The organism is Pseudomonas sp. CROZ-RG-20F-R04-15, assembly GCF_022662375.1.
Taxonomy (GTDB): Bacteria; Pseudomonadota; Gammaproteobacteria; order Pseudomonadales; family Pseudomonadaceae; genus Aquipseudomonas.
The window spans coordinates 49,725-62,330 of sequence record NZ_JAKNQL010000009.1; the positions used below are offsets into that span (position 1 = coordinate 49,725).

Here is a 12,606-nt window from a genome sequence, read left to right on the forward strand (position 1 = left end):
AGTCAGCCCAGATGTATCTGACACATCGCTATCGCGAGCAGGCTCACTCCTACAAGGGAACTTTGTCAGTTCGAGAGGGCATTCCAGCGTGCGAGTACGGCTGGCAAATCGCTCAGGCTGCGAATCTCGGCATCCGGCAAGCGCTCCGCCTCCCAGACCTTGCCCGCCGGGTTAAACCAGATCGCCCGCAACCCCGCCTGCTGCGCGCCGGCAATGTCATCGCCCGGATGATCACCGATATGCACGGCGGTTTCGGCCGTGGCGCCACCACGCTGCAAAGCTTCGTGAAACAACCGCGCATCCGGTTTGGCGATGCCGATATCTTCCGCGCACAACGCAAATTTGAAGTAATCCGCCAGCCCCAATCGACGCACATCGGCATTGCCATTGGTGACCACGCCAAGCGAGTAATGATTGGCAAGAATCTCCAGCACCGGCTCGACTTCAGGAAAAACTTCGATCTGATGCCGCGCATGCAGAAATACTTCAAAACCCTTGTCTGCCAAATCGCTGGCTTCGCCATGGGCATATCCAGCGTCTTCCATCGCATGAAACAACACCCGCCGCCGCAGCGCGCTGATGCGATGTTTCAGTCCCGGTTCGCTAGCCAATACACGCTCACGAATCGCCCACAAATGCTCCACCGGCACGGCACCCAGATTCGGCGCGTGTTCGCTCAGCCATTCGCGCAATACCGCTTCGGCGCTGACGATCACTGGCGCGGTGTCCCAGAGTGTGTCGTCGAGGTCGAAGGTGATCAACTGGATGCTCATGAATCATCGCCTTTCATGCGTTTGGCCCGTGGGTGGGCGCTGTCGTAGACCGCCGCCAGGTGCTGGAAGTCCAGGTGGGTGTAGATCTGCGTGGTCTTGATGTCGGAATGGCCGAGCAATTCCTGTACCGCGCGCAAGTCCTGCGAAGACTCCAGCAAGTGGCTGGCGAAGGAGTGCCGCAACATGTGCGGGTGCAGGTTTTGCCCCAGTTCGCGCTCGCCGGCCAGTTTGACCCGTACCTGAATCGCTCGAGGGCCGAGGCGCCGACCTTGCTGGCTGACGAACACGGCATCGTCCGCCGGGTTGGTCATCGCGCGCAGCGGCAGCCATTGCTCCAGTGCTTCGCGGGCCTTTTTACCCACCGGTAGCAGTCGGGTTTTACTGCCCTTGCCGAGGACTTGAACCATGCCGTCGGCGAGGTCGAGTTGATCAAGATTGAGCCCGGTCAACTCTGACAAACGCAGGCCGGAGGAATAGAACAACTCAAGAATCGCCTGATCCCGACGCGCGAGAAAATCATCCTCGACCGCCCCTTCAAGCAGTTGCAATGCACGGTCGGTGTCGAGGGTTTTCGGCAGGCGACGTTCGCCTTTCGGCGGCGCCAATCCGGTCGCCGGGTCGTGGTCGCAGAGACCTTCGCGATTCAGATAGTGGTAAAGCCCGCGCACGGCCGAGAGCAATCGGGCGAGGCTGCGCGAGGACTGCCCTTGCGCATGCAGACGAGCGATCAGGCTGCGCAGGCGCTGAATATCCAGCGCCGCCCAACTGCCGATGTTCTGTTTGATGCACCAGCCAAGGACTTTATCGAGGTCGCGGCGGTAGGCCGACAGCGTGTGCGGCGACACCTGTCGCTCACTGCGCAGGTGTTCGCAGTAAGCGTCCAGTTGCCGTTCCATGTTCAGCGTACCGAGCGCAGGGAGCTGTTGACCCGTGGCAGCACGCGGCCCATGACTTCGGCGATGTAGCTGAGGAACAGCGTACCGACCGAACTCTTGTAGTGCTGCGGATCACGGCTGGCGATCGCGAGAATGCCGTGGATGCCTTGATGACTGACCGCGACCACGGCGGTGGAGCCGATCTGTTTGCGCTGTTCTTCGCCGAAGAGGAAGTCCAGTTCGTGCTCGCGCAGGGTGCCGCTGACGCTTTTGCCTTCAGTGAGCAAGCCGCCGATGGCGACTTGCGCGTCAGCGTGGCTGACCCAGCGACCGACTGGCGCCGGGTTGTCACCGAGCAGGATCAGGCTGACAAAAGGCACCTGAAAGTCCTGGCGCAGACTGTCTTCGACGCTGATCACCACGTCTTCCAGGCTGGCGGCGTCCATCAGGGCGAGGATCAGGCGACGGGTCTTGTCGAACAGGCGATCGTTGTCGCGGGCGACGTCCATCAACTGCGAGAGGCGATGACGCATCTCGATGTTGCGGTCACGCAGGATGGTCATCTGCCGCTCGACCAGCGAAACGGTATCGCCACGCTGGTGCGGAATGCGCAGGGCGGGCAGCAGTTCTTCGTGCTCGACGAAGAAGTCCGGATGCGCCTCGAGGTATGCGGCAACCGCTGCCGCCTCGAGGCTCTCGGACGCTGATTCGTCGGACTGTCGGGCGGGTACCTGAGGCTTATCGGTCATGGTTTCTGCTCACTCAAAGACGTACTTGTCCTTCGTATACACGCACTGCCGGACCGGTCATCAGTACCGGTTGGCCAGGGCCTGCCCATTCAATGGACAGACGCCCGCCGGGCAGGTCGATCAATAGCGGCGAATCCATCCACCCCTGGCTGATCGCAGCGACAGCCGCTGCACACGCGCCGGTGCCGCAGGCCTGGGTTTCCCCGGCGCCGCGTTCCCACACGCGCAATTGCGCACGGTTACGGTCGATGACCTGGAGAAAACCGACGTTCACTCGCGCGGGAAAGCGCGGATGGTGTTCGATTTTCGGCCCCAGCTCATGCACTGGTGCGCTGTTGATGTCCTGCACACGCAATACGGCGTGCGGATTGCCCATCGACACGGCAGCCAGTTCGACCGTGGTGCCGTCGACTTCCAGCTGATAGCTGATGGCTTGCGCCGGCGCTTCGAACGGAATGTCCGCCGGCACCAGACGCGGAGCGCCCATGTTCACGCCGATCTGGCCGTCGTTACGCACGTCCAGTTCGATGATGCCGCCCTTGGTCTCGACGCGAATCTGCCGTTTGGCGGTCAGGCGCTTGTCGAGCACGAAGCGGGCGAAGCAGCGCGCGCCGTTGCCGCACTGCTCAACTTCCGAGCCGTCGGAGTTGAAAATCCGGTAACGGAAATCCACGTCCGGGTTGCTTGGCGCCTCGACGATCAATAACTGGTCGAAACCGATACCGGTGTGCCGATCGCCCCATTGCTTGGCGTGCTTTGGCTGAATATGCGCGTGCTGGCTGACCAGGTCGAGAACCATGAAGTCATTGCCCAAGCCGTGCATTTTAGTAAAACGCAGCAGCATGGGTTACTCCGGCAGCAGGCTTTCGCCGGCAAACAGCTCGGCCACGGTTTCGCGGCGACGCACTTCAAAAACCTGATCGCCATCTACCAGCACTTCAGCGGCGCGGCCGCGAGTGTTGTAGTTGGAGCTCATCACAAAACCGTAGGCACCGGCCGAATGCACGGCCAGCAGATCGCCTTCGGCCAGAGCCAATTCGCGATCCTTGGCGAGGAAGTCGCCGGTTTCGCAGATCGGGCCGACGATGTCGTATTTGCGCGCAGCGCTGTCACGCGGTTTGACCGCGGTAACGTCCATCCACGCCTGATACAGCGCCGGGCGGATCAGGTCGTTCATCGCCGCGTCGACGATGGCGAAGTCTTTGTGTTCAGTGTGCTTGAGGTACTCGACCTGAGTCAGCAGCACGCCAGCATTGGCAACGATGAAACGGCCTGGCTCGAATACCAGCGCCAGATCACGACCGTTCAAACGCTCGCGCACCGCTTTGATGTAGTCGGCAGCCAGTGGCGGCTCTTCGTCGCGATAACGCACGCCCAAACCACCACCGAGATCGATGTGGCGCAGATGAATGCCGCAATCGCCGAGACGATCAACCAGATCCAGCAGACGGTCGAGCGCATCGAGGAAAGGAGGCAGCGTGGTCAGTTGCGAACCGATGTGGCAGTCGACACCGACCACTTCCAGGTTCGGCAAATGCGCGGCGCGCACGTACACGTCTTCGGCGTCGGCGATGGCGATGCCGAACTTGTTCTCTTTGAGACCGGTGGAAATGTACGGGTGGGTGCCAGCATCGACGTCCGGGTTCACGCGCAGCGAAACCGGGGCGCGAACGCCCAGCTCGGCGGCGACCACTTGCAGGCGCTCGAGCTCGTCAGTGGATTCGACGTTAAAGCAGTGCACGCCGACTTCGAGGGCGCGACGCATGTCGTCACGGGTCTTGCCGACACCGGAGAAGACGATCTTGTCAGCGCTGCCGCCAGCGGCGAGCACGCGTTCCAACTCGCCACGGGATACGATGTCGAAACCGGCGCCGAGACGGGCCAGGACATTCAGCACGCCGAGGTTGGAGTTGGCTTTGACCGCAAAGCAGACCAGGTGCGGCATGCCGGCCAGCGCATCGGCGTAGGCCAGATACTGGGCTTCGATGTGTGCGCGCGAGTAGACGTAGGTGGGCGTGCCGAAGCGGTCGGCGATGGCGGACAGCGCCACACCTTCCGCGAACAGCTCCCCGCCACGGTAGTTAAAAGCGTCCATGGCGATCCCTTATTGGTAAACGTCGTGCTTGTGTGCTTTGGACGGCTGCTTCTGCGAAGACTGGGCTTGCTCGGCCGGGTCCTGATCGTCATCCGGCAGGTACAGCGGGCCTTTTTGACCACAGGCCGAAACGAGGCAGGCAACCGCGACGAGCGCAGCAAGGGAAGAGATCAGGCGCTTCATGGCGAAATCCTTGAAAATGCGTTAATTGCGCCGGAGTATACCGGCCACCCGGCGGCTTGCCTATGCGAGGGGGTTCCCGTCCGGCGGGGCTCGTCCAAAGCTGCCCGAACCGCCGCAATACCTTGTAGGAGTGAGCCTGCTCGCGATAGCGGTGTGTCAGCTAGCGATAATGTTGGATGTGCCGGCCATTCGCGAGCAGGCTCGCTCCCACAGGGTTCGGTGTTGATGGGTCGGCAGGTGCTTGGTCGTTAATCTTTGCAATCGGCTGGCAGCGTCCGTATCTTTCGGCGCTTGAGCCTGATCAGACATTTTTTGAGGTTGCCGCAATGAGTTTGTCCGAAGCCCGTTTTCACGATCTGGTCGATGAAACCCAGGAAAAACTGGAAGACATCTTTGATGAAAGTGATCTGGATATCGACATGGAGAACTCGGCCGGTGTGCTCACCGTCAAGTTCGAAAACGGCTCGCAGCTGATCTTCAGCCGTCAGGAGCCGCTGCGTCAGCTGTGGCTGGCGGCGGTGTCCGGCGGTTTCCACTTCGACTACGACGAAGAAAGCGAGCGCTGGATGTGCGACAAGAGCGAAGAGCAACTGGGCGAAATGCTCGAGCGCATCGTCCAGCAGCAGGCCGGCGCCGAATTCGATTTCGAAGGTCTGTGATTCCGTGACTGACACCGCTCCCGCCCGGCCTCCGAAGCCGCTCTACAGCAACATCAGCCCAGCGGTGCCTTCGCCGTGCAGCGGTGTGTGCCGACTGGATGAGCACAAGGTTTGCCTCGGCTGCTTCCGCCATGTCGAAGACATTCGCGAATGGCGCTCGGCAGATGACGAGCGGCGGCGAGTGATTTGCGCCCAGGCGTCGCAGCGCAAACAGTGCGGCGGGGCGTGACTTGTATATTTTTTAAGCTGTGATAGTGTCCGAACACGCCTCAACCCATCGAGGCCTGGTGAAAACCCCGTCTTTTTTGGCGGGGTTTTGCTTTTTTTGTGTGCAGAAGAAAGGAGTCTGCCCGGATCATGACCGCACCTTCCATCACCCTTACCCGTCTGGACGTGCAACGTCTGGAACGCCTGATCGACAGCCTGAACGATAAAGACCAGGCTGCGCCGGGCGTGATCGCGCTGCAAACCGAACTGGACCGCGCCGACACCGTGGTCGGCCACGATGAAGTGCCCGCCGATGTCGTGACGATGAATTCCCGCGTGCATTGCCGTGAAGAAGGCAGTGGCAAGGACTACCACCTGACGCTGGTCTATCCCAAGGATGCCAACGCCGATGAAGGCAAGATCTCCATTCTGGCACCGGTCGGCAGCGCATTGCTCGGCCTGAAGGTCGGTCAGCACATTGACTGGCCAGCACCGGGTGGCAAAACCCTCAAACTGACCTTGCTCGAAGTCGAATCGCAGCCGGCCAACGGCGGTGATTTCCGCGAGTAACCCGCCCTCAGACCTGTTCGAGCGCCTCGTTCAGTGAGCGCTCCAGGTCAGCCTTGTAGCGCAGATACAGATTGCTTGAACTCTGCCCGTCACCGAGCAGGCCCGAGAGGTCGAGGTCGGTGATGTAGCAGCGATAGCGTTCGCTGTCGCGGCGCTGCTCGACGATCTCCCGGGCGACCACGCTGAACAGCTGGTCGCCATGTTCCAGCTCGCTGAATTCCCGTTGATTGCAATACAGGGTGACCTGCACTTCGCCCGGTGCGGCTTTGCCGACGATCGCCTGCACGTCGTAGAAAGGCTTGTTGACGGGTGTCTGTGGCGCCGGGCGGGCTTCGACCCGTCGTGCGCGTCCCGGGCCGGAAGGCAATAACTGGTAATACAAAGTTTCGAGGCGGGCATCGGGGCCGGCGTCCATCGGCAGCACGGCCTCGCGACGGAACAGGATCGATTGCAGGAAACGCTGCAATGGCACCAGCAGGCTCTGCTCGTCGTGATACGGCAAATGCTGTTGCCACAGTGCGTTGAACTCATCCAGCACGTACAACTCGGCCTGCTGCTCGGTGATCCGGTAGAACACCTGAATGCATTCTGGCTGGCCCATAGGCAGGATCAACGCAAGGTCGTGATCTTCCAGTGCCATCGGATCCAGATGCAATGGACTGTAGCGCGGCTGTTCTTCACCGAGGTAATCAAGCAGCGCCGGCAGGGTGGCGAGGGCGACGTGGTTGACCTGGCCCGGCACCAGTTCCAGCACGTGATAGTGCTGCTGCACCTGGATCAGGTAGCGGTGATTCAAGTCGCTGAGCAGCAGATTCTGCGCGGTATCGACGATTTCCTCGACGCGACGGGCAATGAACTGCGCGCGGTTGTGGCAGAAACAACGCACCTTCAACGACGGCTGCAACGACCCGCGCGGCAGGTTGTTGAGGTAATCGCGCAGGCAATCGAGCAGGGCATGTGGCCCATCGAAACGATTGACCAGCACTTCGTTCCAGTTGTTGAGCGTCACTTGGTCCAGCGTCAGCACAAGGTTTTCGCGCACCCCGGCGTAACTCAGCGAGTCGGTGCGCTCGGTGGTCATCAGGATGTTGAGGTCGCGGTGATGCTTGAGCGGATCGACGCCGACGTTGACCAGCATCAGCACTTCGCTTGGTACGGCGGCGCGTAGCAGCGGCTCTTCGGCCACTGTAGGCAAGGGCAGAGCGATGCACTGCTGCAGGCTGCCGAGCAGGTTGAACAGTTCGAACTCGCTCAGATCACTGGTACCGGGGTGCAACGCCAGGCGCGTGCTGCTGTCGATCACGCCGTTGCGGTGACACCAGGTCAGCAATTCAAGCAACTCGCGGCTGCGCTTGATCGGCGCGAAGTGTTCCCACTCAAGTGCCGTGAGGCTGCCGTTATACAGGCCCCACTGGGTCTGCCCCGGTTCCTTTTTGTTACGCGACTGCACCAGCGTCAGGGTGTCTTCGGCCAGGTCAGGGGCGATGCCGGGATTGATGAACTCGACCTTGTCGGCCTTGCGTTCGAAGGCTGCGTAGAGGCGCCGGCCGAGCACATTGAGATCACGCTTGTTGATCAGGCTGACGGTCTGCTCGGTGCGGGCGAACTGGGTGAGGAAGCGATAGCTGTAATTGAGTTCATTAACCAGCGCGCGGCGCTCAGCACTGACCTGGCGGACTTTCCACTGGCTGCGGCTGTCGAGCAGTGTCAGTTGCCGTTGATCCCAATGCCATTCGCTGGCCAACCGCTCCAGCAGCGAGCGTTGCCAGCTCTGGGTGCGGCTGTTGCCGGTGAGCTTGCGGTTGACCTTCAGGTACAGCGCGCGGCGCACCAGTTCCAGGCGTTCCGGCTCATTGCGCGCGGTGAGGTATTCCTCGATGCGCCGGTACACGACCATGTACGGATCCAGCTCGTCCAGATCCAGCTGGTTGGCGAATACGGCTTTTTTGAAGCGCAGGCTCAGACACTGCACCTGTGGGTGTTCGCTGGCGTAAACCTCGGTCAGCAGCAGTTTCAGCACCGATTTGTACGGCGATTCGATGCCTTTGAACAGTTGCCATAAACCGGCACCGATGAACTCACCCGGCGGAATTGTCGCCAGATGACCGAGATCCAGGGTTTCGTCGGCGCGAATAAAGCGCTTCGACAGCAGGGTATGGGTGTAAAGGTCGTAGGCGGTTTCTTCGTAGACCGGCACCAGCCACCAGATGGGTGTGCGCCCGGCCAGCCAGATCGCCGTGCGGTAGAACTCGTCCAGCAGCAGGTAATGCTGGGTGGTGCCGCAGTTTTCCGAACTGAGCTGGGTGTCGCGTTCGCCTTTGACGAAGCGCACCGGATCAATCAGAAAGAAATGCGCCTCGGCGCCCTGACTCGCGGCCCAGGCTTCCAGTAACTGGCATTTCTTGCTCAGTTCGGCGAGTTCGCTGTCGCTCAAGTCTGGCGCGTGGCAGACCCATACGTCCATGTCGCTCTGATCGGCCTGCGCCAGCGTGCCGAGGCTGCCCATCAGAAACAGACCGTGGATCGGGCGCGGTGGATTGCTGCCGTGGCGCGGCTTGTAGGAGAACGAACGGGTCAGGCGCTGGGCTTCGGCGAGGGTGTTGGCGTCCGGCTCGTAATTCGACAGGCCGGCCGGCGTGCTGCCGGAGACATAACCCGGCAGCAGCGGATGATTGACGTGGAAGAACAGTGGCAACAGCGTCAGCACGCTCTGTTGGCGTGGCGACAACCCTTCGAGGGCGCGGCCGAGTCGGCCTTCATTGAGTTTGAGAAAACGCGCACGCAGTTGGCTGAGTACCTTGCGGTCGATGCCTTCGTCCAGGTCGGGGCGGATTTCGTGGGTGCGCGTCATGTCAGCTCAAACCGGCTCGCAGGCACGGACGTAGAGGGTCTCGGAATGTCAGGCAGTTTAGCCTTAGCGCGGCGGGACTTTTAAGCTGAATTTGTTTTTTGACGTCAGATTTCTATCGCGGGCGACCGGGCAGGCCCGCGGAAATCCCGTGGCAGGAGTTCCCGTGGGCGAAGTCGGGAAGAATCAGGCGGTTTCCTGCTCTCTCAGAATGGTCAGCACGGTTTGCACATTTTGTGCGGCGTCGCGACCGAGACTGGTCAGATACCCGCCATCGGGCTGATCGGTCAGGTCTTTTTCAAAGAGGCGTTTGGCGGCAGAAATATGTTTCGGGGCAGCGGTCTGATGAATTTTCAAACCTTCCTGGGAACTGTCCAGGGGAAAGAGTGCGAGGACTTCCAGTTCGGCAACCAACTCAGGGGTAAGCGACATAAGGACTCCAGACTTTCTAGGAATTGGACGACAGCGTCCCTAAGGTGAACCCGCTTTTGCGGCATGTCCAGTGCTCAGATCAGGGATTTTGTCTTGAGGCGGATTCCAGTGTAGTCGGGGCTCAGGCGCAGGGCGGATAGATGGGTGACAAATTGTGTGGGAGCGAGCTTGCTCGCGAAAGCGATGTGTCACTCACCAAATAAGTTGACTGATAAAACGCCTTCGCGAGCAAGTCGAATCGTCGCACCGTCGCTCCCACAGGGGGGATTTGTTGTTACTGCTTTTCGGGTGGCAACTCTGGCAATGCACGCAGGGCCGCTTCGTACCATTCGGTGTTGAACGCGCGATCTTCATCGAGCATGGCGTCAATCTCGTAGGCCAGCACGTGCGCCATCAGATTGAGGATCTCTTCGCGCTCGACGCCCACCAGGGTCAACTTGTTGAATGTCGCTTTGGCAGCCGGCGGGTTGTCGCTTTCGATCTGGTTCTCGATGGCTTCGATCAAAGTAGCCTCGGTGAACTCTTCTTCGTCGTTGTCATTGTTGATGTCTGTCGGCTCGCTCATGGCAGGCTCCTCAAGGAAAGGCGCCCAGTTTACCCGCATTCAGCGGCGTGATGCTGCTGGCGGGAATCGTCATGGCGATCTATAAACAGGCACTGCCCACCCCGCACGGCCTGGAGGCTATGTGATGTTCAAGCTCTACGGATTCTCAGTCAGCAACTACTACAACATGGTCAAACTGGCGTTGCTGGAAAAAGGCCTGCCGTTCGAAGAGGTCACGTTCTACCCGGCGCAGACCCCGGAATCACTGGCCATCAGCCCTCGGGGCAAAGTACCGGTGCTGGGCGTCGACGCCGGTTTCATCAACGAAACCGCGATCATCCTCGAATACCTCGAACAGACTCAGAAAGGCGCGCCGCTGTTGCCGAGCGATCCATTCGAGCGCGCGCAGGTGTTGGCGATTGCCAAGGAAATCGAGCTGTACATCGAGTTGCCGGGCCGTGCTTGCTATGGCGAGGCATTTTTCGGCATGAGCCTGCCGGAGGCGATCAAGGAAAAGACCAAGACCGAACTGTTGCTCGGCTTTGCTGCGCTGGGCCGGCACGGCAAATTCGCCCCGTACGTGGCTGGCGACAGTCTGAGCATTGCCGATTTGTACTTCCTCTACAGCGTGCCGCTGGCCTGTGCGGTCGGGCAGAAGCTGTTCGGGATTGATTTGCTGGCGGAGATGCCGCAGGCGAAGGCGCTGCTGGAGCGGCTGGAGCAGAATCCGCATGTGCAGAAGATTGCGGCGGACAAAGAAGCTGCGATGCCGGCGTTTTTGGCGATGATCGCTGCCAAGAAGTGAGTTTTATAGCGCTCTGAAGGAAGCCTTCGCGAGCAGGCTCGCTCCCACACTGAATCGGTGGTGAACACAAATTTTGTGAACACCCTTAATCCCTGTGGGAGCGAGCCTGCTCGCGAAGCTTTTGGCTTTTGGCTTTTGGCTTTTGGCTTTTGGCTTTTGGCTTTTAGCGGCTGGCGATGAGGGCCTGACCGCGAACCACAGCAGCCTTGACCTGCGCCGGCGCAGTGCCGCCGATATGGTCGCGAGCATTAACCGAGCCTTCCAGTGTCAGCACGGCAAACACATCCTGCTCGATCTGGTCGCTGAACTGGCGCAGTTCTTCCAGGCTCATCTCGGCCAGATCCTTGCCCGTGTCCACGCCGTACTTAACGGCATGGCCAACGATTTCGTGGCAATCACGGAACGGCAGGCCACGGCGCACGAGATAATCCGCCAGATCGGTTGCGGTGGAGAAACCACGCAGCGCCGCTTCACGCATGATCGCGTGCTTGGGTTTGATCGCCGGGATCATGTCGGCAAAGGCCCGCAGCGAGTCGCGCAGGGTGTCAGCGGCGTCGAACAGCGGCTCTTTGTCTTCCTGATTGTCCTTGTTGTAGGCCAGTGGCTGGCCTTTCATCAGGGTCAGCAGGCCCATCAGTGCGCCGAACACACGGCCGGTCTTGCCACGCACCAGTTCTGGCACGTCTGGGTTTTTCTTTTGCGGCATGATCGAGCTGCCGGTGCAGAAGCGGTCCGGCAGATCGATGAACTGGAACTGCGCGCTGGTCCACAGCACCAGCTCTTCGGAGAAGCGCGACAGGTGCATCATCGCGATGCTCGCGGCCGAGCAGAATTCGATGGCGAAATCGCGATCGGAAACGTTGTCCAGCGAGTTGCCGCCAACCGCGTCAAAACCCAGCAGTTGTGCGGTGTATTCGCGGTCGATCGGGTAGGTGGTGCCGGCCAGCGCGGCGCTGCCCAGCGGCATGCGGTTGGTGCGCTTGCGGCAGTCGACCAGACGCTCGTAGTCGCGGCTGAGCATTTCGAACCAGGCCAGCATGTGGTGCCCGAAGGTTACCGGCTGTGCAGTCTGCAGGTGAGTGAAGCCCGGCATGATGCTCGCGGCTTCGCGCTCGGCTTGCTCGAGCAAGCCTTTCTGCAGACGGGTGATTTCAGCGAGGATCAAGTCGATTTCGTCACGCAGCCACAGGCGGATGTCGGTGGCGACCTGGTCGTTACGGCTACGCCCGGTGTGCAGCTTTTTACCGGTGACGCCGATGCGGTCGGTCAGGCGTGCTTCGATGTTCATGTGCACGTCTTCGAGGTCGATGCGCCAGTCGAACTGGCCGGCCTCGATTTCGCCCTGAATGGTCTTCAGGCCATCGATGATGCTGTCGCGCTCGGCATCGGTCAGCACGCCAACCTTGGCCAGCATGGTGGCGTGGGCAATCGAGCCCATGATGTCGTGGCGATACAGGCGCTGGTCGAAAGTGACGGAGGCGGTGAAGCGGGCGACGAAGGCGTCGACGGGTTCACTGAAGCGGCCGCCCCAGGACTGATTGGTCTTGTCAGTGCTCATGAATTCGCTCGTATCGGCTTGAAGAAAAAAGGCGTGAAACGCTGGCGCGGATAATAACAGGGTTGCCAATCCTGTCGTTGACACTGGTCGATACGTTTTTTTCTCATTGTCTGCGCCATAGTCGGCGCTGACCGCGGCGGTTTTGCGCAAGGATATTTTTCGATTGAGCAATATCGGCCCGACGAACGTCTACAGTTGGACATAAGGGTCGACGCAGCTGCGGACCGCGCAAAGGTCTGGCCGCCGACTATAAGAAGAGGGGGGTGGGTGTAATTGTCCTTCGGCAATCCCCGTGAGAAACGCAGGAA

Annotated in this window: 14 protein-coding genes; 4 read left to right on the forward strand and 10 right to left on the reverse strand. The window is 60.4% G+C overall.

Annotated features, from left to right (window positions below; all coding sequences use genetic code 11):
- Window positions 1–65: 65 nt before the first annotated feature.
- Genes L8H52_RS15040 through L8H52_RS15065 form a run of 6 tightly spaced genes read right to left on the reverse strand, consistent with a single transcriptional unit; the run spans window position 66 to window position 4,675 of the window.
- Window positions 66–773 (reverse strand): HAD-IA family hydrolase, encoded by a 708-nt coding sequence (locus L8H52_RS15040; RefSeq protein ID WP_242207688.1) that lies wholly within the window; start codon window positions 771–773, stop codon window positions 66–68.
- Window positions 770–1,669, reverse strand: coding sequence for a tyrosine recombinase XerC (gene xerC, locus L8H52_RS15045; RefSeq protein ID WP_039757393.1), 900 nt, complete (start codon window positions 1,667–1,669; stop codon window positions 770–772). Before xerC ends, L8H52_RS15040 begins: the two co-directional genes overlap by 4 nt.
- Before the next feature lie 2 nt (window positions 1,670–1,671).
- A complete protein-coding gene (locus tag L8H52_RS15050; protein ID WP_242207689.1) occupies window positions 1,672–2,397 on the reverse strand; it encodes a DUF484 family protein in 726 nt (241 codons plus the stop codon).
- Window positions 2,398–2,410: 13 nt separating this feature from the next.
- On the reverse strand, window positions 2,411–3,241 hold the full coding sequence (gene dapF / locus L8H52_RS15055) for a diaminopimelate epimerase (RefSeq protein WP_008084573.1): 831 nt from the start codon (window positions 3,239–3,241) through the stop codon (window positions 2,411–2,413).
- A gap of 3 nt (window positions 3,242–3,244) precedes the next feature.
- Complete coding sequence (gene lysA / locus L8H52_RS15060) at window positions 3,245–4,492, reverse strand: diaminopimelate decarboxylase (protein WP_007911096.1); 1,248 nt, start codon at window positions 4,490–4,492, stop codon at window positions 3,245–3,247.
- A gap of 9 nt (window positions 4,493–4,501) precedes the next feature.
- On the reverse strand, window positions 4,502–4,675 hold the full coding sequence (locus tag L8H52_RS15065; RefSeq protein ID WP_007911098.1) for a lipoprotein: 174 nt from the start codon (window positions 4,673–4,675) through the stop codon (window positions 4,502–4,504).
- 326 nt (window positions 4,676–5,001) lie between these two features.
- Here L8H52_RS15065 and cyaY point away from each other — a divergent pair, with 326 nt between their 5' ends.
- The 3 genes from cyaY (at window position 5,002) to rnk (ending at window position 6,111) form a co-directional block, all read left to right on the forward strand.
- A complete protein-coding gene (gene cyaY / locus L8H52_RS15070) occupies window positions 5,002–5,334 on the forward strand; it encodes an iron donor protein CyaY (protein WP_160059870.1) in 333 nt (110 codons plus the stop codon).
- Between the two features lie 4 nt (window positions 5,335–5,338).
- Window positions 5,339–5,563: a DUF1289 domain-containing protein gene (locus tag L8H52_RS15075; RefSeq protein WP_242207690.1), complete on the forward strand. Its 225-nt coding sequence runs from the start codon at window positions 5,339–5,341 to the stop codon at window positions 5,561–5,563.
- A 128-nt stretch (window positions 5,564–5,691) separates the two neighbouring features.
- Entirely contained in the window at window positions 5,692–6,111 is a 420-nt protein-coding gene (gene rnk, locus L8H52_RS15080; RefSeq protein ID WP_223026484.1) for a nucleoside diphosphate kinase regulator, read from the forward strand.
- Between the two features lie 7 nt (window positions 6,112–6,118).
- On the opposite strand, the gene L8H52_RS15085 is transcribed toward rnk, so the two are convergent.
- The 3 genes from L8H52_RS15085 to L8H52_RS15095 all read right to left on the reverse strand — a co-directional run bounded on the left by L8H52_RS15085 (window position 6,119) and on the right by L8H52_RS15095 (window position 9,956).
- Window positions 6,119–8,962 (reverse strand): class I adenylate cyclase, encoded by a 2,844-nt coding sequence (locus L8H52_RS15085; protein ID WP_242207691.1) that lies wholly within the window; start codon window positions 8,960–8,962, stop codon window positions 6,119–6,121.
- Between the two features lie 183 nt (window positions 8,963–9,145).
- Window positions 9,146–9,391: a TIGR02647 family protein gene (locus tag L8H52_RS15090; protein WP_008084565.1), complete on the reverse strand. Its 246-nt coding sequence runs from the start codon at window positions 9,389–9,391 to the stop codon at window positions 9,146–9,148.
- Between the two features lie 274 nt (window positions 9,392–9,665).
- Window positions 9,666–9,956: a hypothetical protein gene (locus L8H52_RS15095; RefSeq protein ID WP_242207692.1), complete on the reverse strand. Its 291-nt coding sequence runs from the start codon at window positions 9,954–9,956 to the stop codon at window positions 9,666–9,668.
- Window positions 9,957–10,080: 124 nt separating this feature from the next.
- Between L8H52_RS15095 and L8H52_RS15100 the strand changes: the two genes are divergently transcribed.
- Window positions 10,081–10,740 carry a glutathione S-transferase gene (locus tag L8H52_RS15100; protein ID WP_242207693.1) on the forward strand — a complete coding sequence of 220 codons (660 nt, stop codon included), beginning with the start codon at window positions 10,081–10,083 and terminating at the stop codon, window positions 10,738–10,740.
- Window positions 10,741–10,903: 163 nt separating this feature from the next.
- On the opposite strand, the gene argH is transcribed toward L8H52_RS15100, so the two are convergent.
- Window positions 10,904–12,298: an argininosuccinate lyase gene (argH, locus tag L8H52_RS15105; RefSeq protein ID WP_007911110.1), complete on the reverse strand. Its 1,395-nt coding sequence runs from the start codon at window positions 12,296–12,298 to the stop codon at window positions 10,904–10,906.
- Between the last annotated feature and the right edge of the window lie 308 nt (window positions 12,299–12,606).